Annotated in this window: 15 protein-coding genes and 1 tRNA gene; 8 read left to right on the plus strand and 8 right to left on the minus strand. The window is 41.2% G+C overall.

Annotated elements, in window-relative coordinates:
* Positions 1-19 precede the first annotated feature (19 nt).
* Positions 20-1,216 (minus strand): aminotransferase class V-fold PLP-dependent enzyme, encoded by a 1,197-nt coding sequence (locus tag FIS9605_RS0112710; RefSeq protein ID WP_026732918.1) that lies wholly within the window; start codon positions 1,214-1,216, stop codon positions 20-22.
* A 179-nt stretch (positions 1,217-1,395) separates the two neighbouring features.
* On the opposite strand from FIS9605_RS0112710, the gene FIS9605_RS0112715 reads away from it, so the two are divergent.
* From FIS9605_RS0112715 to FIS9605_RS0112740, 6 genes are all read left to right on the plus strand, one after another.
* Positions 1,396-3,096: a TM0106 family RecB-like putative nuclease gene (locus FIS9605_RS0112715; RefSeq protein ID WP_026732919.1), complete on the plus strand. Its 1,701-nt coding sequence runs from the start codon at positions 1,396-1,398 to the stop codon at positions 3,094-3,096.
* 68 nt (positions 3,097-3,164) lie between these two features.
* Complete coding sequence (locus FIS9605_RS0112720) at positions 3,165-4,352, plus strand: esterase-like activity of phytase family protein (protein WP_026732920.1); 1,188 nt, start codon at positions 3,165-3,167, stop codon at positions 4,350-4,352.
* A 401-nt stretch (positions 4,353-4,753) separates the two neighbouring features.
* Positions 4,754-6,373, plus strand: coding sequence for a serine/threonine protein kinase (locus FIS9605_RS0112725; RefSeq protein ID WP_026732921.1), 1,620 nt, complete (start codon positions 4,754-4,756; stop codon positions 6,371-6,373).
* A 329-nt stretch (positions 6,374-6,702) separates the two neighbouring features.
* Positions 6,703-6,776, plus strand: a tRNA-Asp gene (locus tag FIS9605_RS0112730).
* Between the two features lie 161 nt (positions 6,777-6,937).
* A complete protein-coding gene (gltX, locus tag FIS9605_RS0112735; protein WP_026732922.1) occupies positions 6,938-8,386 on the plus strand; it encodes a glutamate--tRNA ligase in 1,449 nt (482 codons plus the stop codon).
* Positions 8,387-8,846: 460 nt separating this feature from the next.
* Complete coding sequence (locus FIS9605_RS0112740) at positions 8,847-9,344, plus strand: hypothetical protein (RefSeq protein WP_026732923.1); 498 nt, start codon at positions 8,847-8,849, stop codon at positions 9,342-9,344.
* A 349-nt stretch (positions 9,345-9,693) separates the two neighbouring features.
* Here FIS9605_RS0112740 and FIS9605_RS36970 read toward each other — a convergent pair whose 3' ends face one another.
* The 7 genes from FIS9605_RS36970 to FIS9605_RS0112785 all read right to left on the minus strand — a co-directional run bounded on the left by FIS9605_RS36970 (position 9,694) and on the right by FIS9605_RS0112785 (position 24,340).
* The gene (locus tag FIS9605_RS36970; RefSeq protein ID WP_082209781.1) at positions 9,694-11,358 is read right to left on the minus strand and encodes a DUF1565 domain-containing protein; all 1,665 of its coding nucleotides are present in this window, start codon (positions 11,356-11,358) and stop codon (positions 9,694-9,696) included.
* 2,482 nt (positions 11,359-13,840) lie between these two features.
* Positions 13,841-14,323: a HetP family heterocyst commitment protein gene (locus FIS9605_RS0112755; protein WP_026732925.1), complete on the minus strand. Its 483-nt coding sequence runs from the start codon at positions 14,321-14,323 to the stop codon at positions 13,841-13,843.
* Between the two features lie 71 nt (positions 14,324-14,394).
* Positions 14,395-15,642, minus strand: a complete 1,248-nt coding sequence (locus tag FIS9605_RS39795) for an HlyD family efflux transporter periplasmic adaptor subunit (RefSeq protein ID WP_051469986.1) — start codon at positions 15,640-15,642, stop codon at positions 14,395-14,397.
* A gap of 981 nt (positions 15,643-16,623) precedes the next feature.
* Positions 16,624-19,866, minus strand: a complete 3,243-nt coding sequence (locus FIS9605_RS0112765) for a cysteine peptidase family C39 domain-containing protein (protein ID WP_026732926.1) — start codon at positions 19,864-19,866, stop codon at positions 16,624-16,626.
* 602 nt (positions 19,867-20,468) lie between these two features.
* Positions 20,469-22,922 carry a GH116 family glycosyl hydrolase gene (locus FIS9605_RS0112775; RefSeq protein ID WP_026732927.1) on the minus strand — a complete coding sequence of 818 codons (2,454 nt, stop codon included), beginning with the start codon at positions 22,920-22,922 and terminating at the stop codon, positions 20,469-20,471.
* A 434-nt stretch (positions 22,923-23,356) separates the two neighbouring features.
* Positions 23,357-23,902 carry a GIY-YIG nuclease family protein gene (locus FIS9605_RS0112780; RefSeq protein WP_026732928.1) on the minus strand — a complete coding sequence of 182 codons (546 nt, stop codon included), beginning with the start codon at positions 23,900-23,902 and terminating at the stop codon, positions 23,357-23,359.
* Positions 23,903-24,016: 114 nt separating this feature from the next.
* Positions 24,017-24,340, minus strand: a complete 324-nt coding sequence (locus FIS9605_RS0112785) for a hypothetical protein (protein ID WP_026732929.1) — start codon at positions 24,338-24,340, stop codon at positions 24,017-24,019.
* 524 nt (positions 24,341-24,864) lie between these two features.
* Here FIS9605_RS0112785 and rpsT point away from each other — a divergent pair.
* Entirely contained in the window at positions 24,865-25,167 is a 303-nt protein-coding gene (gene rpsT, locus FIS9605_RS0112790; protein ID WP_026732930.1) for a 30S ribosomal protein S20, read from the plus strand.
* 84 nt (positions 25,168-25,251) lie between these two features.
* On the plus strand, positions 25,252-26,037 hold the full coding sequence (locus FIS9605_RS0112795) for a TatD family hydrolase (protein ID WP_026732931.1): 786 nt from the start codon (positions 25,252-25,254) through the stop codon (positions 26,035-26,037).
* Positions 26,038-26,494 lie beyond the last annotated feature (457 nt).

Below are 26,494 nucleotides of genomic sequence, written 5' to 3' on the forward strand. Positions count from 1 at the left end.
AACCACCAACCACCAACAACTAACAACTAACCACTAACCATTCTTGAATTTCCTCAACTAATTGGTCAATTTCAGACTCAAGTGTAAAGTAGTGGACGCAAGCACGTACACAACTTGGATCGGCAATTGTGCGGGTGAATAATTTTTTTGACTGTAAGAAATTTACTAATTGTAGGTGGGCTTGGAGGTTATTTTGAGTGAGTTGAAATGAGACTAAGCCACTTTCTGGAGGTGAAGTCCGTAAGAGGTGAACATCGCTTAGAGTTGCTAAGCGTCGCCAAAGGTACTCGCTGTTATGGCAAATTTGCTGGTAGCGTTCCTGTGCTGTTCCCCATTGCTGATGAACGGCGATCGCTTCTCTCAAGCCAGTGTAAAGGGGATAATTGGAAGTAGCCACTTCATAACGCTTTCCATCTGGATACCAATCTACAGGCTGACCTTGGCTGTTGGCGATCGCGCTACGCCATCCGATAAATGTGGGTTGTAAGCTTTCTCTGACTTCAGGGCGTACATATAAACCTCCTATCCCCGCAGGGCCACACAACCACTTGTGACCGGTAAAAGCATAAAAATCTGCCCCCAATTCAGTTAAATTCAATGGCAATGAACCAACAGACTGAGCAGCATCTACCAAAAGTCTGTTCTGATTGTGTCTACATGCTTCTACAATCTTGTCAAGAGGTAAAACTTGACCAGTGTTCCAAAGGATATGACTCAATACTACCAAGCGGGTATTAGGACGCAAGTGCTGGGCAACCACAGCCACAGGATCGCCTTCGTTCAAAGTTGCCATCAGGGGGCAGGTGGTAACTTCTACACCAAATCTGCGTCCGATTTCCTGGGCTATGGCCACAATACCTGGATGTTCGCAGTTAGACAATAATAGGTGGTCGCCAGGATACCAATCAATACCCCACATCGCAATATTGCAACCAACGGTAACATTCTCGGTGAGGGTGATTGTTTCCGGAGGTACATGCAATTCAGATGCGATCGCTACTCTAATAGCTTTCACCTCTTGTAAGATCCAAGCACCAACCTCAGTTCCAAAAGGACCGATTTCTTGGATATATGCTTGGGCTTGCGTAATAGCATCCATAGCCACTTGAGGCATGGGGCCTTGACCGCCGTAGTTGAAATAAGTTTTATTCACCAAAGCTGGAAATTGCTGTCGATGGAGATGCAATCTGGTTTTTGCCACAGAGATACTGGTCATGGTCAATAGTCAATAGTCAATAGTCATTAGTTATTCTCCCACTCTTCCCCTCCCCCATTTCCCCACTCGCCCACTCTCCCAATCTCCCACTCCTCCTCAAAAGAGTGTACTTTTACTTACAGTGAGTTTAGTTATCTGAGTTACTCCCACAGAATGTTAATTATTGTTAGCTTAAAGGCATGTTAATTAATGCTGAACTACTGCTGCAATACCAACGCTGCAAGCGCCGACCTTATTTAGATATCCACGGTGACTTCAGCCAAGCAGATACTGCCAATGACTTGTTGCTAAAGCTGCAACGAGACAAAATCGCTCATCAAAAAACTATTTTGACACAGTGGAATCTTTGCCGGCCCAAATATCCAAAAGGAGACTGGCAAAGAGGAAAGGCAGCAACTATAGAGTTAATGCAGCAGGGTGTAGAGTGTATTTATCAAGGTGTGTTGCTGGCTCAATATTCTGATATTCAGTGGCGATTATGTGAGTTAGCAAACACAGTTTTTGAAGACGCGGAGAATTTATCAAATACACTCACTGCGTCCCCCTCTCTTTGCGTTCCCACGTCCTCATCCTCAGAAGAATACACTTTGCTGAGTCGTCCTGATTTACTTGTAAAAAAATCAGGGAAATCTTGCTTTGGAGATTGGATGTACGTTCCGGTTAGCATTGAACTAGGAAAACGTCCTAAGCAAGAATATCAAGTTGTAGCGGCATTTCACGCCCAAGTCTTGGCAACGGTACAGCAAGTGGAACCACAATCAGCTTGGCTAAGCTTGCGTGGCAAAGAGGCGAGTTATCTTGTGGATCTAGTGAAATGGATACCACAAATGCAAGGTATTCTCCAAGAGTTGATTCAATCTCTGGAAACAGAGGAAGCGCCAGAGATTTTTATCAGCCGTCAACGCTGTAGTCTTTGCCATTGGTACAGCAGTTGTTATGCGAAAGCGAGATCGCAAAAACACCTTTCCTTAATACCAGGAATCACACCAGTCCGCTACACTCAACTACAAACACTAGATATTACAACAGTAGAATCTCTCGCTCAAACAAATCCAAATGCCTTGGAAAATCTCCCTGGTTTTGACAGGGAAGTAGCTCATAAACTCGTATTGCAAGCTCAATCTATACTGGAAAATCGCCCCCTGATCTTACCTTACCTGCCTCCGACTTCCTACTACTCAGAAACTCTGGCATTAACGACAGATGATGTCATTACGACTGAAGCAATACTGTTAAGCACTCGCCAAGAACAGCAGAATTCACCGCCAATTTCTCCCAAAGAGATTAATCAGCTAAGTGTCACTGCTTCAACTTTAGATATTACAGATACAGCCCCCATTGAGCTTTATTTTGATATCGAAGCGCAACCAGATTTGAATTTGGATTACTTGTTAGGAGTTTTGGTTGTTGACAGACAAACTAATACAGAACAATTTTATTCTTTGTTAGCTGAAAATCCAGAAGAAGAAAAATTAATTTGGCAGCAATTTTTGGATTTGATGGGGCAATATCCCGATGCACCCATATATCATTTCTGTGTATACGAATTTGATACAGTCAAACGGCTAGCTAAGCTTTACCGTACTCCTCACGCCTCTGTACAACCAATTCTGAGTCGATTTGTAGATGTTTATGAAAAATTAACCCAAAGCGTAGCTTTGCCAGTGGAAAGCTATGCCTTAAAAGCGATCGCTCGTTGGTTGGGGTTTGAGTGGCGCGATCCAGAGGCAAGTGGTGCTAAGTGTATTTACTGGTACGATCAGTGGTTAAAAACAGGCGATCGCAGCTTATTAGAAATAATCCAACGCTATAACGAAGATGACTGTCGTGCTACCCGCAGCGTTAAAGACTGGCTTGTCAACTTTTTCCAGGCTGGATAAATAGCAAATACTTTTAACTTGAGCGTGATATCGTGTTGTTGACTTTTATAGATTAGCAACTCTTACCGATGCACCTCACCAAAAAAACCTTGAAATTTCCACGAATTATTTTATTTTTTCTGCCAATTCTCATCATCAGCCTCTTCTTTTCCAACTTAAGTTCATCAGCTGTTGAAATTATAGGTATAAATTTTATCGGCTCTGCAACTTTACCTAAAGGTCTTTCATTTCAAAAAACCGAAATAGGAGGGTTATCTGGAATTACCTACGATGCAAATAATGACCTTTATTATGCCATATCTGACGATCGCAGCAACAAAGCTGCTGCTCGCTTTTATACCTTCAAAATTGACTTGAGTAAAGGCTCACTCAAAGATGGTGGCGTTACTCCTGTTGCTGTCACTCCGCTAATAAATGAAGCTGGTAAAACCTTTCCGCCTGGTAGCATCGACCCAGAAGGCATTGCTTTAACTAACAAAGCAACTGTATTTATTTCTTCTGAAGGTGATACCGATCAAATGATAAATCCCTTTATTAAAGAATTCTCCCTAGCCTCTGGCAAAGAGTTAACAACACTACCAGTACCAAATAAATATTTGCCAGATAAAAGCGGTAAGCAAGGAATCCGTAACAATTTAGCCTTTGAAAGTCTCACTATCACACCCGACCAAAACAAATTATTTACAGCCACGGAAAACGCTCTGATTCAAGATGGTTCAGAAGCTAAACCAAATACTAGTAATCCTTGTCGAATTTTGCAATATAATCTGCTCACCAATCGAGCAGAAAAAGAATTTATTTATCTAACTGAACCAGTAAATTTATTTTTAAAGTTTGCTGGAAAATTTGCTAGTGGATTATCTGATTTAGTAGCTCTGGATAATCAAGGACACTTTCTCAGTTTAGAGCGGACTTTTACTGGCTTGGGATTTCATATTGCGCTGTTTCAGGTTTCGTTAGAGGGAGCCTCAGACATTCATAATATTGACAGTCTTCTAGCTATTAACTCTAAGCAAATCAAACCAGTTCAGAAGAAACTGCTGTTAGATTTGAGGAATCTAGATGTATTTTTAGATAATATCGAAGGCTTAACTCTCGGTTCTCGATTACCTAATGGACAACGCTCATTAATACTCGTTAGTGACAATAATTTCAATTCCCTGCAACGCACCCAGTTCCTAGCCTTTGAACTCAAAATAGAATCACCCCTGCTTAGATTGTTACGTCGTCTAAGAAATCCTAATTTACAGCGCTAAGCAGGCGAGTAGAAGAGTGGGGGGAAATGTAGAGACGCGCCATGGCGCGTCTGGGAGAGTGGGGGATGGGGAGATGGGGAGAATAACCACTAACTACTAACTACTAACCACCAACAAATAACTAATCAGTAGATTCACTGACTTGAATAATCAATTCAGTGAATTCCCTGTTTAGTTTCAGTGTAATTTCTCATATCAATCACTTTATTAATATGTTAAACAATGTTTACAAGCTTTTACAATTTTTTTAATATAAATTTACTTAATTTTTATAATTATTTGTACTTAGGTTTACCTGAACTGATTAATTCTCAAAATTTCTTGAGTATCCTTATGGTTAAAATTAATTATTAAATAAATGGTACTAATTATATTTAATTATTTGGAGAATCAACTATTTTATGTTGCAAAATTCAATTAACAATAAAGTAACTCACAAAACAGATTTAGACATTTACATAGGCAAATTCCTGAACAATCGTTATTTAATCAGAGATTTGATTGGTAAAGGAGGCATGGGTAGAGTCTACCTAGCAGAAGACGCTGCTAAAGGTGGTAAACCAGTTGCAGTCAAGATTTTGTCAATGAATCTGTTAGATCGACAAATGTCTCAACGTTTTGCCAGAGAAATTTTTATTGGTGCTCAATTGGGTCGGAAAAGTACACACATTGTCCGAGTATTGAGTTATGGAGTAACCGAAAATAAAGTTCCCTTTTATGTAATGGAGTATCTGCAAGGGAAAAACCTCAAACAAATCCTCAAGATTGAGTCTTTAAAAATATCAAATTTTTTGGAATTTTGTCATCAAATTTGTTTAGGCTTGCATTGTGCTCACCAAGGTGTCAGCATCAAAGGAGAGATTTATCCAGTTGTTCACCGAGATATTAAACCAGAAAATATATTTCTTAACGAAGACGCCAAAAAAGGCAAGATAGTCAAAATACTCGATTTTGGTATTGCTAAGTTTTTAACAGAGCGTTCCGGAATAAGCATGTCAGAGTCTTTTATAGGCAGTTTACCTTATTGTTCTCCAGAACATATGGAAGGACGCAAACTATTAGATGTGCGTTCTGATATTTACAGTTTGGGAGTGTTGATGTTTGAAATGTTGACAGGCAAGCATCCATTTCAAACTAAAAGTACTTCCTTTGGTGACTGGTATCAAGTTCATCGCTTTGAAATACCACCTCCTTTTGAGAAAATAGCACCTCAGGTTAAAATCCCACAAGAGCTAAAACAATTAGTAATGAGTTGTTTGGCCAAAAAAGTAAGCGATCGCCCTCAAAATATTAACCAAATATTAGCAGTGTTAGAGAACTTGCAGCGTAAGCATCATGGTGAAACTATCGATATTAGTATTAATTACCAAACTCAAAAGCCTGTACAGTTAGTACCTGTAACGTCATTATCTGAGAAAGTTTGCTTGCAGAAAACTTGGCCTAAAAATCAACCGATAGCTCCTATTTGTTTTTCACATCTAATCCACACACAGCAGGGTATGATACCAACTTTTTGGGCGATGTTACCTAAAAAAGAAATTGCAAAATTCTTAGAGAAAAACAATTCTACAGAGTTTATTTTTAAAAGTAATCTATATCCAATGGTATTGTGGATAACAGTCTTGAGTGATACGCAAATTAAACTAACAAGATGGTTATCTTGCTTTTTAGATTTAAAAGATCATAAAGGTCAAAAAATAGTAAAAGCATTAGCAGATACTGGCTACTATCATTTATTATTCTTCGCTCTGGAAGAACCAAATAGCTGTGCCAACGTGATGACTTTAACTTTCACCGCTACTCAGCGCCAGCAATTAGCAGATTGTTTAGAGCTTAGTCAAAAAGCAGATATTGTTATTTCGTCTAGCGAAAGCAAAAATATTCTGAAAACAGAGTGTGAAAAAATGAAGCCCGAAATTCTGCAAAATCTAGTTGTACAACAAAAACAAAAAAAATTCGGTGTGAAGTTTTGGTTGTATAAATTATTTGATAATTTATTAAATTTATTATCGCAGCGTTAAATAAAAAATCATAAATCATTACCAGCGACAAATGCTGAAAACCTACCTGGGTAAAACATAGTCAGAGCTTACCTCCTTCGCCTCACATCCAGCCCAGCAAAAATTTATGAAAGCAAGAGTATAAAAAACTACCATTGAGCGTGTTGCAAAATCTAACACCAGTTCAGCCTGTGGCAATGGGAAAGGGGAGAGTGGGCATCGGGCATAGTTAACAACCACTAACTACTAACCACTAACTACTAACCAATGACAAATGACTATTGATTTTTTCCAAAAAAAAGCTTGACAATTTCAAATGTGTTAGGCATAATTAAAAAGTTGCCAGTTGAGGGACCGTAGTTCAATTGGTTAGAGCACCGCCCTGTCACGGCGGAAGTTGCGGGTTCGAGCCCCGTCGGTCCCGTTGAGTTACATAAAGTATAAGATAGATTTTAAAGTTCCTGATAGGCAATTGCTAATTACTGCTAGCAATTGCCAGTCAGGAACTTTAATCTCATGAAGACCATTTCTGGAATACCCTACAATGGTCATGCTTTGCCATCATAAATAATTTGCGAATTTGCTGTGACTATTAAAGTACGTCTTGCTCCTAGTCCGACTGGGAATTTACATATTGGTACAGCAAGAACGGCTGTATTCAACTGGTTGTTTGCCCGTCACCATCACGGGAAGTTCGTTTTGCGAATTGAAGACACAGACGTAGAGCGATCGCGTCCCGAATTTACAGAAAATATCCTCCAGGGGTTACGCTGGCTAGGATTAAACTGGGATGAAGGGCCTTTTTTCCAAACCCAACGCTTGGAGATTTACAAACAAGCGGTACAAACCCTTCTCGATCGGGGATTAGCGTATCGCTGTTATACAACCTCTGAAGAACTAGACGCGCTGCGAGAGGCCCAAAAAGCAAGAGGTGAGGCTCCTCGTTATGACAACCGTCATCGCAATTTGACACCAGAACAAGAAGCTGCTTACAAAGCTGAAGGGCGTAGCTTTGTGATTCGCTTCAAAATTGATGATGACCGGGAAATTGTCTGGAATGACTTAGTAAGAGACAAGATGGTTTGGCGCGGTAGCGATTTGGGTGGTGATATGGTCATCGCTCGCGCCGCCGCAGATGGTATTGGTCAACCCCTGTACAATTTTGCGGTTGTGGTCGATGACATCGACATGCAAATTACTCATGTGATTCGAGGAGAAGACCACATCGCCAACACTGCCAAGCAAATTCTCCTCTATGAAGCTTTTGGTGCAAAAATACCAGAATTTGCCCACACACCCCTAATTTTGAATCAAGAGGGACGCAAGCTTTCTAAACGAGATGGTGTCACTTCTATCTCGGATTTTAAACAAATGGGCTTCACTGCCGAAGCTTTGGTTAATTACATGACATTGTTAGGTTGGTCGCCTCCAGATTCGACTCAGGAAATTTTTACCTTACAAGAAGCGGCACAACAGTTTAGTTTTGAGCGGGTTAATAAAGCAGGAGCAAAGTTTGATTGGGCAAAGCTAGATTGGATCAATAGCCAGTACATCCACACGATGTCGGTAGATAAACTGATAGATTTAGTCATTCCCTATTGGGAAGAAGCTGGGTATAAATTAACAGGAGGAAGGGAAGAACGCTCTTGGTTAGAGCGACTGGTGACTTTAATTCAGCCCAGCTTGACTCGCCTTGTTGACGCTGTCGCTATAAGCAAACTTTTTTTCACTGATACGGTGGAATTCAGTGAGGAAGCTGCTACTCAACTCAAACAAGAAGGTGTTGCTACTGCTATTAAAGGTGTTATCGTTGCGCTACAGAATCAGCAGGAGTTGAACGAAGCCAGCGCCCAAGACATTATTAAAAAAGTAGTAAAAGAGCAAAACTTCAAGAAAGGCTTGATTATGCGTAGTCTCCGGGCAGCTTTAACCGGAGATATGCATGGCCCCGACTTGATCCAATCTTGGTTGCTACTCCATCAAATAGGGTTAGATAAGCTCCGCTTAGCTAAGGCAATAGCAGAAGACAATTAAACTACGAAGCGTTAAACTCGCATACTTACTTTTAGAGATTGTCCTTTGTCATTAGTGAGCCAGCGCGCTCCAAAGGGGGTCTCCCCCATGTAGACGCCCGCAGGGCGGCTTCGGTGCAGGGTGCGACTGGCGTAGACGCGCGCAGCGCGGCTTCTCGCAGAGTACCCGCAAGGGTCATTAGTCATTTGTGTTTACAAAGGACTAATGACTAATGACTAATGACGATTTAGCTAATATTCAACCTCGGCGATAATCCTTGAGGATAAATAATATTGTCCAAATAGAGAATATAGATCAAGTCAAGGCGCATGTTCATGCGCCTTTATTTATTAAGGGAAGCTATAGTGACAAATAAAGAACGTTTTTCTATATATGGGCAATTTCCCTCAGTTTAGGAACTCGGCGTGTAAAATAAGTGTCATCAAAAATACTGAAAATAATTTAGAAAAATATAATCAAAATGCCAAGTAAAGTGATCAATCAAGGGATAAAATTATCGTTCTTGATAGCGACGTTGGCGATCGCATTGGTAATGAATGCCGTAGCACATGCAGAGGAAACACCACCACCCATATTTGGCGATATCAGTATCGGTCTCAAATTTGTCCCAGACCCCCTTCAAGTTCGTGGCATGAGTGGCGGTTCATTGCCAGGAAATCAAGTTGTTAATAAAACTGAAACTCCCACAGGTCAGTGTGCCGGATTTGTTGATGAGAAACCAGACCACACCCTACAGCTCACAACAAAATTCGACTATCTGAAAGTACTAGTAGACAGTCCTGAGGATACAACCCTGATTATCAGTGGTCCTGGTGGTACTTGGTGTAATGACGATTTTAACGGTAAAAATCCTGGCATTGTTGGGGAATGGCTACCTGGAACTTATCAGCTTTGGGTTGGTTCCTACCACAAAGATAAGTATTTTCCTTATACTCTGCAAATTACAGAAGTTAAATAAATAGTTGTTGGTTAGTGGTTAGTAGTTAGTAGGGGCGGGTTTGAATAGATATCTCGTCTTTTGAGCTAAAAAGTTTGATAGCTAAACCCGCCCCTACAGTAGTTAGCGATTAGTGGTTAGTGGTTATTCCCCCCTTTAAGGAGGGAAAATCTTCAAAAGTCCACAGCAGTCACACCCTGTGGGAAGCCGATCTCTTCCATGAGCAAATGCCTACCCTTTCCAAAGGGGACTTTGAGGTGATTGTTTCACCCTTTTTTAGGGGAGCCAGTGCGCCCTTGGAAGTTCCAAGAGTTGTAGCATCTGGCCTGGGCTAGGGAGGATCTAAGAGTTTGACAAAAGACCCTAGTTCCTACTGTACTCTCACCAAATAGGGTGAGGGAATTGGGTCAGCTTTTCCGGAATTAACCAATGCTTGGTAAACAAAAGCAGCCACTTCAGCTCTGGTTGCCTGACGATTGGGATTTAGTTGGTTGACTGATGGATAATTTACTACCAACAGCTTTGAGGTTGCTGCTGCCACTTGAGCAGTAGCATAGTTGGGAATCTGCGAAGAATCAGAGTAGAAAGAAAGGATATTTGGATTGTCTGTAGTTAAGTTCAGACCGCTAGATAATGAGACTAACGCCTGTACTCGGGGAATTTGTTGTTCTGGTTTAAAAGTGCGATCGGGATAGCCTGAGACAAAACCAACTCGATAAGCATTTTGAATTGCATCATAAGCCCAGAATTTGCTACTGATATCCTTGAAGTTAGTGGCCTCGCGTTTCGGTGCTAAAGAAAAGGCTTTGGTGACAATAGCTGCAAATTGGGCGCGTGTTACAGGATCGTTCGGTTTAAAAGTGCCATCAGGGAAACCTGCAATAATATTCCGAGATGCTAAGGCTTCAATGTAACCTTTTGCCCAATAACCCACTACTACATCCTTGAAAGCAACTGAACCACCTGGTGGGGGTTCAACTGTAGAGGCAATAAATTCAACCAGACCGGCAATTTTCTTGATATCGATATCGTTGCCAATAGCAAAAATTTTATTTGTCTTAGTGGCGTTGTTTAGATCGTGACGAGTGTTATTGCGGATGAGGTTACTACCTGGATTTTCACCAGTGCCGAGGTCAGGTAAAGCATTGATAGTTGCCACTACACCATCCCGCTTATTATTCTGAATGACATTCTTACGCAGGATGGGCTTAGCTGACTCGGAGATATAAATACCATCCTGGTTTTGGAGGATCTGATTTCCTTCTATCAGAGGTGTGGAAGTACCACCAATCGCCAAACCAAAACCAGTGTCTTGAAACAAGTTATTCCGAATTTCTCCAGAGGCAGATTTAGCTACTGAAACTCCGTTGCCTTTGTTTTGCACGAAGATATTGTTTTCTATTTTGGGATTTCCTTTACCGGTGACAAAAACGCCTTCCCGAACGCTGTTGGTAAAGGTACTATTGCTGATTGTGGGATTAGTTGATTCTACCCATACAGCTGTGCCACGGCTATCAGAGTTAGTGACTGTTACCCCTGTTATCGTGCTATCTTTTTCAGTCTTAATTGTTACATTTTGTTTGGCAAATGTGGGACTGATATATGTACCACTACCTGTAATCAATACCGCTTGACCTTTGGTAGATTCGTCACCTCGTAGGATCACGCCCTGTTTAATTGTTAGCGGGAACACTTCCCCACTTTCTTTACTATAAGTACCAGGAGCTAATTGAATAGTTGCACCCGGTTGGGCTTGATTGAGAGCAAAAGTGATGGTTTTATAAGGCTGTGCCTCTGAGGTACCAGCACTAGCAGCGTCCGAACCAGTTTGGGGGTTAACGTAAATAACTGTTCCAGTTGCAGGAGTTTGAGTTCCGGTTGCAGGAATCTGAGTTCCATTTGTAGGAACTTGAGTTCCATTTGCAGGAACTTGAGTTCCATTTGCAGGAATTTGAGTTCCGTTTGTAGGAACTTGAGTTCCAGTTGCAGGAGTTTGAGTTCCGGTTGCAGGAGTTTGAGTTCCGGTTGCAGGAATCTGAGTTCCATTTGTAGGAACTTGAGTTCCATTTGCAGGAGTTTGAATTCCATTTGCAGGAACTTGAGTTCCATTTGCAGGAACTTGAGTTCCATTTGCAGGAATCTGAGTTCCATTTGCAGGAATCTGAGTTCCATTTGCAGGAATCTGAGTTCCATTGGCAGGAATTTGAGTTCCGGTTGCAGGAGTTTGAATTCCATTTGCAGGAACTTGAGTTCCATTTGCAGGAATTTGAGTTCCGTTTGTAGGAACTTGCGCCATTTGAGGAGAGGCGATATCTTTCTTGTCAGTAGTATCAGCGTTTACCTCAATAGGCATAAGCATGGAACCACTAGAAAGTAATAACAAAGTGCTTAGTGCTACAGGCAAACGGAGAGTATATCGGAAGAACTTGCTAGTATAAGGACGAAAAGTTTTTAGTTGCTGAATGGAAAAACCCTGATGTTTCATCTTAATTACTTACGTCTTGTAATGTGTTGATTTACCGTATGTTAAATCATGTGTCAATTAATGTGTCAATTACAGCTGAATTACCTGCAAAACACATGGAAAACTATAGCGGAAGACCAGCACATTCGCAGCTGGGTTCCCATATGTAAAACTTATTTCTGTTGCAGAAATTCATGAGTACTCATCTAAGGCATGATGTTTGATAGCAGCAAAACTAGCGGGTCTGCTACAACTAAAGGCGATCGCACTTTCGCAGATAATATCTATCACTTTGCAGTGTATTACGCTGTCGTAATCACACGTAGCAATGCACATCTACATGTAAAATTGTATATTACTAATGCATTCGTACTTTTCTTTAAATTCATTAACATTTGTACATAACCGGAAATACAAAGAGACAAAAAATAAAAAAAATATTAGGAATTCAAAAAAATCAAAAATTTCTGCGAGACTAATAATTGTTCAAACGGGGTCAGCCAATATAAAGACCCTGAACATAAACCATCATATTTAAAAGGAGTCAACATAATTTAAAGACTCCAAACAAATTAAAACTCACAATGTTCTAAGCGCCAGGCAAAAACTTTATCAGTCATGGCGCTTTTAATTTGTACCTCTTAAGTAGCCTCCATGAACTGCGTACACAAAATTTGGGGATTGGGAATTGGGGAGAAAACCTATGCCCATTGACCCGATGCCCCTACACCTCTTTTTTAAGTCAGAAGACAGAACGCAGAAGGAAAAAGCCCCTCCCTGAGAGGATTTCATGAGTTGGCATTTGACGTTTAATTATGTCCGCTTACTTAATAAAATAAATTTTGTAAGAGCTTGGGAGAGTAAAAAGCTCCACAGACGCTTCAAGTGGCTTGATGTCAGGTAACGGAACTCAACACAATAGTCTGCTTACTGATTGCTACCTTCTTCCTTTTTCTTTTTCTTCTTCTTTCTTAAAGAGATAAAAAAACTGGAAGCTATACAATTTTTGTAAGCTTCCACTGCTTGCAGTACAAATGACAAGTTTAAAAGTAGAGATAATCCTAGTTGGGAGGACTTAGGATTAAATTATCGAAAGAAAAGCGAAGTAGCTACAAGTTCTAACAGCCACAAACATGATTTGACCGTCACTTTTTCATTTTCCGTCCTTAGTTAATGTTAAGCATTAACTTTTTTTCGAGAAAGCGACACCCACCACAGTGTCATCTTTCCAAAAGCAATGCTTAGACTTCCTTGAGAAAAGAACCACCAACAGCAACGGCATCATCATCTGTCAAAGTTAAGGGATTATCCTGTAATTACTAATCACTGCAAAAATAATTAATCTGTTTTGTATAGTCACAAATAATCATTTACTTGCTCCTGATAATGAATTTTTACGTCAATCGTCTATTTAGTTTTATTATTTATAATTTATACAATAAAAATATCATTTGTTTGCCATTTTGGCATATTATTCACATAAATAATCAAATAATTAACAACTAAATTAGTAACTAAAAATTGAAATTTATGAATAGATTTAACTGCCTTAGGGCAGAAAGTAGAAGTACGTAGACGCCTTCTGGGCGGCTTAAGGTAGGGTGCGACTGTCGTGCATGCTTCCCCGGCATACATAAAGAAAGAGCTTTAGCAGAAGGAATAGGAGACTAAAACCTAAATTGGCCCAATGCAGGAAGTTTAATAAAAAATTTTGTATGTTTACATCTTGCACTAGTCGCCATAATCAGGAGGCGAAGCCTTCAAAACCTCGTTACCAGGTTCAACCTGGTAACGAGAATTAGAGCCAGAGGCTCTTGTTAAGTAAGAATGGAGCAAGATATCAGTATATCCTTCTGCCCTCTGCCCTTCTTTAACATCTCTTTAACATTCTTAACTGACCCTTGATATTCTACATAGGTGGCTATCAACAATCGAATAACATTTGATCCAAAATGATTTGCAGACAACCTCATCAGCCTGCCAAGCCATATAATTTTAATTAGCATGGCAGGCGATATAAGACTCAATCAACTTTCCCTCGATATCGATTGACTCAAGAGATATTGTAGTTAAATTCACAGAATTTGAGTGATAAATCTTGAGTGCTTTCTGGTTTGAGTTCTGATTTGATTGATTGATATTCGCGAATTTGAGTTGTCAACCATTGATCTTGATTGCCACCTCGAATTTCTCTTTTTTGCTTGCCAACTACCTCAAGATAAGCAAGGTCTTTAATTTTGCTTAAGCAGCTTTGTGCCGGATTGCTGTCTGACCTTTTATCAGAAGGAAGCTTAGCAATTTTGAGATTTTCGTTGCGTTGTTGACTGGCTCTTTTCAATTGTGAGTTTTCTTTGATCAATCGGTTGTAGGTACGGTAAGGTATGTAATGCAAAGGATTGTAGCCCGCAAACCGCAGCATTAAAACACAAGCCCAGGAATACTTACCTGCAAGAATCGCTTCAACTAATTGATCAAATTGTTCCGAGTTCAGTGTTTTCTCTAAATTGCTAATATTGCTAGGTATGTCTTGGTTCATAGTGTTCATTGCCTTGGATAGAGTAAATAATGTTTGTTAGTTGTTGTGGTGAAGAGCGATGGAATTGATATTTATAAATTGCTCTCGCTTTTTTGCAATTCCTTAATTGGTTCAAGGAACATATCAGCAATACGGCGGTTATGGATGATTTGGGCAGTAGCTGTTTGTCCAGCTTTGAAGTTAATGGCTTGATTGCGATTCAAAGCTACTTCTACCCGATAAACCCAGCCTAATTTCTCATCATGCTGAACATTAGGAGAGATTGACATGACACTCCCAAAGAAGATGTCTTTGTTTCCATTACTGTGAGCATCCTGTTGTCCAGTCTGGTCTTTTGGTAGTGTCTCGACCACATCTAGATGACCGGAATCAGCATTGAGTTTGATTTTTACTCGGTCTCCTTTGTTGACAAAGCCTACTTTTTGAGAAGGTAAGGTAGTAACCAAAACCAGAGGTGCATCAATTGGGGCAATTTCACCTAGGGTTTGTTTAGGTTGAATTACCTCGCCAGTGCTACTGATGTTTGAGGAGGATACAACCCTATCTATGGGTGCATAGAGAGATTTTGGTTTTACCTCTGCTTTGGCTTGGTTCAGCAAAGTTTTAGTTTCGGTAATTTTGGTTTGCAACTGGGTTATTTCTGTTTGTAGTTGAGTCAGTAACTGTTGCTTGGCAGCTAAGGTTATTTGAGGAGAAACGATACTTCCTGAGGCTGTTTGCTCCTCTGTTGCTGTCATAGCTACAGAAGTTACTGCTTTGGGCTGAGTTTGATACAGCAAAGTTTTTATTTGCTGGAGTCGTTGCTTTTTTACTTTTAGGTCATCAACCAAGGTGTCTATTTCTGCTACCAACTGACCAGCTTTGACTTTTTGGCCTTCTTTGACCGCAATCTTAACTTTGCCAAAATCCTGCGGTTGAAGTTGATAAAGCCTTCCTGATGGTATGAATTTTCCTTGGACTTGACTGATCTCTTCTATCTTTCCCGTACACGCCCAAACTACAACAGTCACAAAAAAAGCTAGACTACCTAGCAAGACAAGATAGGGAAGAACTGAAGGCCGCTGCTCCAACACTTTCTGCAAAGGTGTAGAGTATTTACCTGTACTCGTAATTTCTGCCTGGGAAGTGGTGGCCGTTGCGGTGTAGAAATTTGTGGGTAGTTCTGGTAAAGCTGCTCCTATTGAAGCGGCACTACCCCCATATACTGTTGCCATTTCAGGAGCCTGATTGTAGCAGGGATGCACATCCTGCGCTTTTATTTTTAAACTCTCTGATTGGCTTGAGGTTTCGACTGCATTTGACCTGATGATTCTGTCCATGAGCTGACCTAAAATCGGAAACCTAACTTGTGGTTTTAGATTTGATAAGGCAGTGACTGAGGCAAAAATTTACCTTTAGTCATGTCTTTATGACTGGTATGAAAAAGTCTCCGTTTGGCTCTTGGTAGATGCAGTTGTGCCCTCTTGAAAACTCGGCTCACTCCTAATTCAATTACTTTTCCCTGGCAAATTATTGTATAAAATTACACAAACATTAGGAGCATCTTAAGTAATACTGCGCTTTTCCTACAAGAGCGAAGAAAAAATCTTCATCCTTGATGTTCAAGAACAACATTCGTACTTATACTATTTTTTTCCATGAATGTCATCTGCTGATTTTGCATTTTTTCAAGTTCAATGTATTGAATATGCTTTCATATTTAAATAATTATTATACAACTTCAGTTTTGTCCACTAGTGTTAAATACAGTAGGGGTTTCGCCCCTCACCTACTATTGATTTTCAACTTTGTTTTTACTGGAGCTACTGGGAAAGTTTACCAGTAACTTTATTGATCAAATATCTAAAAATATGAATATGCGTATAGCAATTTGACCATCTTTACTTGGCATAAAAAATGATGATGATTTTTACAGTTAGAGCAATATACGTATTCTTTGCTTTTCCAGCAAAAACCTTGATTTAACTAGACTTACAAGCTAGCATTTTATTTCAAACTTACAGTTAACTTGTTGTTAATTTTGCTTGAAAATTGGCATATATTTTCTGGAAAATAGTTGTTAAAAATACCAAATTATGGTAAAATAATTAAATAACTATAAAAAGCATAGTTGTGATATAATCAAATACCTATCAAAAGTGTTTAACTATAAAAAAAGTAGCAGATAGACTCTATGTGGCACTACGAGGTTCTGCGAACTTCAAGAAAATTAAGTCGCAGTACATATTTCTAGCTATTTTGAAAAATTTTTTTCATCTATGATGTGACCTAACTAAGTGATACAAGTGTGATCGCAGATGCTATTGCTGTTGAACTAAGTGGTAATAAAGACCGCCAATTGTCATTAATTCTTGATGATTGCCTTGCTCAACAAGAATACCTCGGTCTAAAACGAGGATGGACTCAGCATGGCGAATAGTAGAGAGGCGATGGGCAATGATAAAGGTGGTGCAAGCCTCATAGGTGGGAGTAGAGACGTGCCATGGCACGTCTCTACAGGATTTATATGTATCGTGATGAACGTGAAATGGTTTGAAGCGACGGAAGCGAGCTAAATTTTGTTGAAATCGGTGTTCGGATTCGGTATCCAGGCAGCTTGTAGCTTCATCTAAAATTAGGATACGTGGTTTCCTTACCAATGCACGGGCGATCGCGATTCTTTGCCGCTGTCCACCCGAAAGCATCATTCCTCCCTCTCCAATACGGGTGTTATAGCCCCAAGGCAGTGCCTGAATAAAGGCGTGTGCGTCTACAAGTTTGGCAGCGGCGATCGCTTGTTCTAAACAAATCTCGGCATCAAACAGCGTAATATTTTCTAAAATGCTGCCTACAAACAAAAAAACATCTTGCGGTACTACACCTAACTGACTACGCAACGATTGGGGAGAAACACTAGCAATATCATGCCCATCAATCAAAATTCGCCCACTATTGGGACGATTTAAACCCGCAAGTAAATTAACTAAAGTACTCTTACCAGAACCGCTCAACCCAACAATACCAACAGTCTGTCCTGCTTTGACTTGAAAGGAAATATTTTGCAGCATGTAGCCCTCTGCATCGGCATTGTAACGGAAACAGACACGCTCAAAACGTACATCACCCCGAATTGGGGGTAACACCAGTAGCGGTTTTTGGGAATATTCTTCCGGTTGGGTGGCTAAGACATCATTGAGACGTTCCAGAGAAATCAGTACCTCTTGAAACTCATCCCATAGCCCGACCAACGCCAAAACAGGGTTGATTGCGCTGCCAATGAGCATATTAAAAGCGACAAACTGACCAACCGTCATCTCCCTACCTATTACTAGAATCGCTCCATACCACAACAGTGTTGTCATACCGAGGTGATTAATCAAGCTAGTTGCTAGCTGTAAATTATTAGCCAGTTTCTGACCTCGAAACCTCGCTTGCACCATACTTGTGAAGCGTTCCTCCCAACGCCAGCGCATCACCCGTTCAGCAGCGATAGTTTTGATTGTGTTGATACCAGCGATCATTTCCACCATCGCGGAACTTTGCACTGCTGATTTTTGCAAAAGTTCTCGTGAGACATTTTTCAGGAATGGACTTGCTGCGGCAGTCAAAAGCACGATCGGTAGAATCAAAACCAACACCATCAAAGTGAGGCGCAAGTTGAAATATGCCATTAATCCCAGGTAGACAACCACCATCAGCGCATCCAAGGTGGTACTCACCGCTTGCTTAGTAAAAAATAATTGGATTTTGCGGTTTTCTTGAATGCGGGTAATGATATCCCCCGCCTGACGTGAAGCAAAAAACTGCAATGGTAAACGCAGCGTGTGGCTGATAAAACCACCGAGTAAGGTAATGTCCATGCGGTTGGAAAAATAGTCCAGCAGGTATTGGCGTACTGCTTGGACACTAATGCGCCAGATGCCGAAAAACAGAAAACCAAAGGCGAAGATATTGAGGCTAGTCAAGCTTTTATTTACCAATACTCGGTCAAGAACGACCTGAGTAATTAGAGGTGCTGCTAATCCAAAAACTGCCAGCAGTACCGAAGCAAGAATGATTTGCCCAAGTAGGTGACGGTGATGCCAAAAAGCTTGCCAAAAGCCACCAAAGGAAATTTTTTCATTCTTTTTGGTGTCTAAGCGTTCAGTAGGATACAGTAGCAGAGCATATCCTGTCCAATTAGCTTCAAATTCTTCACGCAAGAGCGATCGCTTACCGATCGCCGGATCGCAAATCAACACGCGATCGCCTTTTATTTGCCAAACAACCACGTAGTGAATTCCTTGCCAGTGAGCAATCCAAGGGTTAGTTTGCAACTCTAGCTTGCTTAAAGAAGCCCTGACTGGTAAAGCATCGTAACCCAAGGTCTCTGCTGCATCTGCTAAAGCTGAGAGAGACGCGCCCATGCGGTCTGTTTGGGCTAAGTTTCGCAAGGTGTTAAGGCTGAAACGTTTGCCCCAGTAGAGGCTAATCATCACCAAACACGCCGCACCACAATCTGAAGAACTTTGCTGTTGAACAAAGGGATAGCGACGCCACAACTTGCTAGCTGACCAACGCTGGTTTTTCAATTGTGGAAAGTCCATCTCTGCGGTGTTTTCCACTGGTTTTGGACTCTCTGAGTGTGGGTTCTCAGAAGACGTGGTTTCATTGACGTGGGGAGACTGTATTAAGAAATTCTCCGCGTCCCCGCGTCTTTGTGTCCCCGTGTCCTCTTCTTCTGTGTCAGCTTTCACAACTTGCTCTCGCCCGCCCAAAAAAAATTCTGGTGCGATCGCATCATCTGACTGCCAATATTCTTTAGGTAGGTGGTATACTTGTAGATCCGTTTTGGCAATCCAATCTGGGATTGTGGTATCGGGGTATCCCCAGCTTTCTCCCATTGATGGTGGCTGAGTGTTTGCTGTGGGACTAATTATTTTTCCATGTGCTAGCCAAAAGCGCCCCTGTGAAAGGGGAGTTACTGATACCAAAGCTGAACCAGCACTTATTTTGGTTTGGACTAGGTAAGGTAAAAGCTTTCGTAGGGAATGGCTGGTATGTGAGCGTAACTCTGTATTGGTTTTGAAGAAAATCAACGCTTGTCGCTCACAAGCTAGTTGCCGCCAATAATCATCCAGAGTAGGTAGCCGCTGCAACCACTGATTGAGGTCATACAAGCGAATGTATGCCACAAAACCAGCACTAGCAGCGACTGCTCGGTAAGGTAAAGGTTGATAACAGAATAAATGGTCTGCTCCAAAAGTTTGCTCCACCAACAGTAACTGAGTTGGCACTTCTCGCCCAAAGGTAGCGTCAAACCCTAATAGCCGCACTCGGCCTTTGCAAACTAGGTAAAGAACATTATTGCTATCCTCCGTTTGTCTATCCGGAGTATAACTAGCCAAATCGTCACCTAATTGAAACTCACGCAGAACCCAAACTTGGCTAAAGTCGGATGCGAGGGTTGTGTCTCCAGTGACTATCTTTAAAAGCCTGAGGATAGTCTCTTTTGGAATGAGAGAATGCTGATTACTTGTATAAACATGCTCTCCCTGAACCCTTAACGACGAGTACGAGTTCATTGTTTAATTCCTGATGCCGTATAATCCCTGATATTTGAGTTAAATTATTAACTTATATTTTGAAGTGCACTGTCGCAGTCAAAACATGGCAAAAACTCTTCTGATCAGAGCTTTTGCTTCACAATAACAGCCTTTGAAAAACACGATTTTTTGTGTTTTTAATCACCATGTTTTTCCCTTCAAATTTTTAAGTTGCTTTTCGTACATTGTCTCCAAGGCTACGAATCAAAAATTGACATCACTAAAACAAGCAGACTCCTGCCTTGAGCTTATAAAACTCATAAACATTTGCTCTAGGCGTTAACTGCCCCTAAGTTGTTCTTTGAGGCACACGCCTAAAGTCCGTAAAAACCGACCAAAAAATCAAATCATTATATTACCATTTCTCCAAGAGAATGCAACGGATAATTGTCAAAAAAGGCAGCTATGCACAAGAGATTAGTTGCATTTTTAGGAGAATTCATATTAGTCAATTACAAGCAATTGCAACGAAAACCGGATTCTTATGTCTAGGTGATCAAAAAAAGATGGGGAGAGGGGGAGAATAGGGGAGTGGGGGAGTGGGAGATGGGGAGAAATAACCACTAACCACTAACTGTTGACTATTGACTATTGACCAAATAAATTGCCCAAATTGCCATTGCCCGCAGGTAAGTACTGGCACGGAAAGTACCGACAGCAGTGATAGCTTCAGGTGTGCGGAATTGTAAACCATTTTCATAAATTTGTCGCACTACAGTTGCTGTCATGTTAATTGCTTCATCCTTCATTCCCATCTGCACCATAAAGGCCGCTAGACCAAAATTGATTCCTGTCCAGACTTCTAGGGGGTGAGTCGCTTGAGGATTTTCTGGTGAACCGTCGGGACGAAGACCGTTCGCAGCACCAAACTGACCATTATGGAACTTGAGAAAGCAAGCATTGTAAACAGTTTTCAGTGCAGACAGAGCGCGATCGCTCGGTACAATATCAGGCAGCCCCAACAAACGCGCATAAAATTGTCCGCACAACTGATCTGCCATAACTACATCCGAACCACTGTTACTATCCAGTCGGTAGTATTGTCCATTCCAGAGTTTTTCTTCATAGATAGGGCGAGATTGTTCTAACCAAACTTCGTAAATAGATTTTTGTTCTACTAACTCCTCTGTGTTCTCTGCGTCTCCGTGGTTTGTCAACAAAACATCACAAATTGCGATCGCAGCTTCTAACGCCGCCAACCATAGCCCACCACAATAAGCACTCACTCCCTGTAACCGCCAGTCGTCAAAAGTTTGATCGGGTGCACCGGAATTTTCCGGAATTCCATCACCATCTTTGTCAAAAGTTTTTAGATAGTCGAGGGTTTCCACAATGGCATGCCAACAGTCTGCCAGAAAATTCACATCGTCAGCACCTGTGAACAAAAAATCGCGGTATACCTGCAAAACAAAGTCACAACCTAAATCCTTCCACTGGTTACAATCTTGGTAACTGGTATAATTTGTCTTTTCCCAAACGTGTTCGTTGGGTGCGCCCAAGTCGTGGGGTGTTGCTCCTGCAACCTTACGGACGGCGAAAGGGCTTTCTGCCCCGATAGTGAGATAGTAGCCAATTACACGAGTATTATTATCACTAGTAGGAATTGCCCGTGCAAAAGCGCGAATGACCGCCTTCTCTAGTTCTGGGAACAACATCAACAGAGCAAAAGAACCATAAAGCCGCACATCCAGGCTTTCATACCAGCGGTAGTCCAAGCACTCTAGCACCGCAAACTGACCGATAGAGTCCCGTTCACTTGCTGCACTCCACAGAGTACCACCAGCAGTGAGGTCGTAAAGCTCATTAAATAAAGCCATTTTGAACCAGTCTGGTAAATCTGCACGGTCGAGAATCGGTTGTTGCCATGCTTGAATCTGCGCTTGCCAGGTTTGGTATTGTTGTAGAGCAGTGGATGCGATCGCCCAAGCATTCTTGCCACTACGGCCAAAAAAGTCAGAATATCTGCGGTAATAATTAATGCCTGCCGCAAATTCCGTTACAGGAAAATCCCAAGCCAGAACAAAGGGAATTTGTAAAGTTTCGCCTGGTTGCAGAGTGAACCGCACAGCAAGGGCACTTCCTATCTGTTCTCCTTCAACCGCAGGAGTTTCATCTAGATAATTTGGTAAAGAACCATCTTTTGCAAAGCTTTCCCATAAATCTTCACCAGTACCAACCGGATTCCATCGCGAGTGGTAAAATACTTCCAAATTGGGATGTTTGCGCGTAGCAAAGCACCACTGTCCCTCTCCTTCTCGGACAGGTTCATTAATACCAACACGACCTAAAACACAGCCAATATATTCAGTATTTTCAACTAGTTGATTGAAATTATCTTTGCTTTCTCCCAAGCGCGGCTGGTACTCATAAACTGGACTACCATCATCCCGCATCCGTACTTCCGGGGATTTCAAGGCATTAGTAAACCAGCCCACCATATTCTGCCAAGAGAGCATAATGCTGAGAGTTATCGGTGCGTTTGTAGAGTTATGTGCTGTCCACAAAAACACCGCTACAGGATAACTGGTTTCTTGGTAATTATTTGCCCAAATAGGAGAAAAGTGCTCACAAGTTAACTGGGTTTGATATACCCCTTCATAAATAAACCAACTGCGAGGATAAAGAGCGTGATAGGTTCCAGAGGTATTTTCTGTTTCCTCCCCTCTCCCCCTCTCCCACTCTCCCCCTGCTTTACTAGCCGGGTACCATTGCCAAGCTGCGAGATTACCATCATCAGGCGGTTGCGTACACAAAGCGTAGGCTTGAGAAGAAGAACCATCTGACTCAAATACACTGAATTGACAGGCAGAAATATTTTTGAAGGTATGTTCACCACCGTCGACGTGCCACAGATTAAAATCTCCCCGCGAAGAACGACCAATACAACCTGCACCAAAGCCACCTAAAGGCATTCCATGCCAAGGGCCATCATCAATATTGCTAGCGTAACGGACAGTGTAGGGTTTGTCCCAGCCTAAACCTATAGGACGATTCCAAGTGCAGGAAGGAATTTGCGGGGAGGATTGATTCGTCATTGCCTGAATTGACAGCTTGCAGTCACGATAAAGAAGACTAGCGCGATGTGTAACTTTTCTCAAGTTGTCTGTGAAACATGTATCCTGCCAATAGATCTATCAAAAATAAGCAGGATGCTCGCTTCTATTGGAACTCAACTACTACAGTAACTATGTTTATTGTTAGGAAACTTACACTAGTCCTTTGGTGGTGCAATCCTAAACAATAAATTTCCTTCGTGTCTTGGTGTCTTGGTGGTGAAGAAAATAAATTTTATTTAACCACTAAGACACTAAGACACCAAGTCTAATCAGAAAAACCAGGTTTTGGGGTTAATAACCAAAGTCCGTTAAAACGGACTAAAACTAAGATTATTAGCCGATTTTAACTGGCTGAGCTATGAGCCAGCGAATTAATTGAGGAATAATGAAATAACCCTAAGATTTATTTAGATTTATTTCAAATCAAGTAATCCTTCTTCCTTCAACTTGGGATTAAAACGAATTTGCGTTTGCAAACCTCGACCTTCTAACACTTTTAAAATCTCTGCCTCCACTCTTCGCGCTACATTTTTAATAATTTTGATTTTTGCCATTTCATCATTAGCAGGATTTTCATAATTTGCCTGTTCTTCTGCCGTCATTACTGCTTTAGCATTTATTGGCTGCGTCCATTTTTCCTTATCATCACCATTTCCCACAGGCACACTGACATTTTCTTCAATCCACGCCTTCTCAATATTTTCTAAAACTGTGCGGCTGGGGCGTTCAATCGTTTGGACTTTCACCCAATAACATTTTTGTGGTTGACGCACTAAGTGCTGCTTGAGACTGAGATAGACATCGCGAGAATATCCCACATATTGCAGTACTTGTTTTTGGTCAAAAATCGCGTATACTCCAATTTTTCCTTGCAGTTGTTCAGGTAATTGCCCGTCTTCATCAATGTAGGCAATATATTCTAGACTTGCTAAAGGAGGAATATTTGTTTCAGTGGTCATAAATTTAGTTCTATAGTTATAATTGAAAAAACTAGTAAATAAGCCCGTATAGACGGATTGAATTGTATTTCTCGCCAAACTTTTATTCTGAATGAGAGAGTTTTATATTCGCGCTTATCCTATTTTTCTATAAATCGCACAAAGCCGACTAGGCTGGAAGATTTTAGCTATAAACATGAAATTAAGTGGTACGTTAACAATGACATACTCATTAGATTCATGATATTTTTCAAATTCTGCTGGCATTCCTTTAGGAGTAGCTGTACTGTAAGGAACTGGTTGAAAAAGTAATTCTGTAAACTCTACCTTTTCACAGTGCAAATTTCTACAAATTTGATTTAAAAATGTTTCACCAGCCAATAATTTAAAGAGGTTTTCTTTTGCTTGTGGTTCAAGATTAAAATTGCCGTCGAAATTCTCAATAATTCTCAGAGTCATTTTCTTTACAGGTAGTTACGATCTACTTCAGATATTTAAAGAGCTAGCGGTAGGGAACAATGTCGTGTTCCCACTCAAGGTTACTAAAAAAACCACATTAAATTAGACTATTGGATTGCGTGACTATTGTCAGCAGGGAACAGCTGCTCTCTCAAATTAAGAATCGTGAATATAAACCTTGTTGGGGAGTAGAAGAAGAAAGAGCAGAGTAGGGATAGTGCCTTCTGCAAAGGTCGAGAGTGAGATGGAGAAGTATAGGGAGTAAGCTAAGTAGTTAGTTTATAACAACCAAGCATTGTACTGCCCGGTTTAGCTATGATATTTGTGGGCGTCAATGACAGGAGATTTATTGAAACCCATTTACAATATCTATATATCCATATATTTATGTTGCCCTGCCTAAATGTAGGCTGGAAAACCAAGGCGCGAAATTTTTTTCAGGAATCCTAACATTGGTGTTCTAGATGCTATATTAGTAAGTCTAGTAGTGTGTGTACATATTTATAGTCTTTCTGGAATTGACTGTGGCGAATACAAAGTCTGCTCTCAAGCGCGCCAAAATCGCAGAACGCAATCGTTTGCGTAATAAAGCTTATAAATCAGCAGTAAAAACGCTGATGAAGAAGTACTTTGCTGCAGTAGAAACCTATGCAGCTAATCCAAGCCCTGAATCAAAGCAAGAAGTCATGACTCGGATGTCGGAAGCTTACAGCAAAATTGATCGGGCTGTGAAGCGAGGTGTCCTCCATCCCAACAACGGAGCCAGAAAAAAATCTAGATTAGCTCAAAGACTAAAAGCCCATACACAACCAGCAGCAACTGCATAATAGTCAATCGTCATTAGTCATTAGTCATTAGTCATTGGCTAAAGACTATTGACAGTGACAAGTGACAAATGACCAAGGACAAAGATGCAGCTTATTGACACCCACGTTCATATCAACTTTGACGTTTTCCAGTCAGATATAGAAATAGTGCGATCGCGATGGCAAGAAGCAGGTGTAGTGCATTTAGTACACTCCTGCGTTGAGCCAAGTGAATTTTCTAGCATCCAAGCACTAGCTCATCGTTTTCCCGAAATTAGCTTTGCTGTAGGATTGCATCCGTTGGATGCGGATCAATGGAATAGCCAAACAGCAGATGAAATCAAATCTTTAGCTCGTTCCGATCCCAAAGTAGTGGCAATTGGGGAGATAGGGTTAGATTTTTACAAAGCCAACAACAATGAGCAGCAGCACATGGCATTCGAGGCGCAATTAAGCGTAGCCGCTGAACTCAACTTACCAGTGATTATCCACAGCCGTAATGCTGCGGCAGAAATAAGGGAAGTGCTGGGAAAATGGAAAAACTTGAAAGGAGAGAGTGTACGAGGTGTGATGCACTGCTGGGGTGGAACACCAGAAGAAATTCAATGGTTTGTGGACTTAGGCTTTTACATCAGCTTTAGCGGTACCGTTACCTTTAAAAACGCCAAGCCGATCCAAGAGTCAGCCGCGATAGTCAGAAGCGATCGCCTGTTAATTGAAACAGACTGTCCTTTTCTGGCTCCGGTTCCCAAACGGGGTACCAAGCGCAACGAGCCAGCCTACGTTCGCTATGTAGCTGAGCAAGTAGCGCGCCTACGGGGAGAGACACCGGAAGCAATTGCGGCTCTCACTACCCAGAACGCTTGCGAACTATTTGGTTTGGAAATATAAAAGTGTGTCTATTATGTCTTTTATATATCAATTTGAGCTTGTTTGAAAAATTAAAGTTTGTAGGAGGACAAAAATATGCTAATATTATACCCTCCAAAATATGTTGACTTGCGCCATAATGTTTAAGGAGGCAAATACGAACTTCTCTGCTTTGATTGCAATACTGTTCACTTGCGTATCCTCCTATCTCTACAAACGATGCCATAAATCTACGACTGCCCACTTATCACTGAGGTAGACCTGGGTTTTGGCTCGAATATTAAAGCTATAAAAATTTATAAACGAAATTTTCTTGTGGAACCACCCGCTAACATCAAGCTACACCGATAAACAGCAGGCTGAAGAGATCGCTCTCTCAGTTCTCAGTATTAGGATATCATCACTCAGGGTTGTAAAGATAGCAAAGTCTATGAAGGCAACGGTAAAAGAGCCGCGTGGGTAAACTAACGCGGTTTTT

Source organism: Fischerella sp. PCC 9605 (assembly GCF_000517105.1).
In the GTDB taxonomy this organism is placed as follows: Bacteria; Cyanobacteriota; Cyanobacteriia; order Cyanobacteriales; family Nostocaceae; genus PCC9605.

Excerpts from the sequence above, each read along its gene's own strand:
- FIS9605_RS0112710 (WP_026732918.1), bottom strand. The coding sequence starts at position 1,216 with ATGACCAGTATCTCTGTGGCAAAAACCAGATTGCATCTCCATCGACAG.
- FIS9605_RS0112715 (WP_026732919.1), top strand. The coding sequence starts at position 1,396 with ATGTTAATTAATGCTGAACTACTGCTGCAATACCAACGCTGCAAGCGC.
- FIS9605_RS0112720 (WP_026732920.1), top strand. The coding sequence starts at position 3,165 with ATGCACCTCACCAAAAAAACCTTGAAATTTCCACGAATTATTTTATTT.
- FIS9605_RS0112725 (WP_026732921.1), top strand. The coding sequence starts at position 4,754 with ATGTTGCAAAATTCAATTAACAATAAAGTAACTCACAAAACAGATTTA.
- FIS9605_RS0112740 (WP_026732923.1), top strand. The coding sequence starts at position 8,847 with ATGCCAAGTAAAGTGATCAATCAAGGGATAAAATTATCGTTCTTGATA.
- FIS9605_RS0112755 (WP_026732925.1), bottom strand. The coding sequence starts at position 14,323 with ATGAACCAAGACATACCTAGCAATATTAGCAATTTAGAGAAAACACTG.
- FIS9605_RS39795 (WP_051469986.1), bottom strand. The coding sequence starts at position 15,642 with ATGGACAGAATCATCAGGTCAAATGCAGTCGAAACCTCAAGCCAATCA.
- FIS9605_RS0112765 (WP_026732926.1), bottom strand. The coding sequence starts at position 19,866 with ATGAACTCGTACTCGTCGTTAAGGGTTCAGGGAGAGCATGTTTATACA.
- FIS9605_RS0112775 (WP_026732927.1), bottom strand. The coding sequence starts at position 22,922 with ATGACGAATCAATCCTCCCCGCAAATTCCTTCCTGCACTTGGAATCGT.
- FIS9605_RS0112780 (WP_026732928.1), bottom strand. The coding sequence starts at position 23,902 with ATGACCACTGAAACAAATATTCCTCCTTTAGCAAGTCTAGAATATATT.
- FIS9605_RS0112785 (WP_026732929.1), bottom strand. The coding sequence starts at position 24,340 with ATGACTCTGAGAATTATTGAGAATTTCGACGGCAATTTTAATCTTGAA.
- FIS9605_RS0112795 (WP_026732931.1), top strand. The coding sequence starts at position 25,252 with ATGCAGCTTATTGACACCCACGTTCATATCAACTTTGACGTTTTCCAG.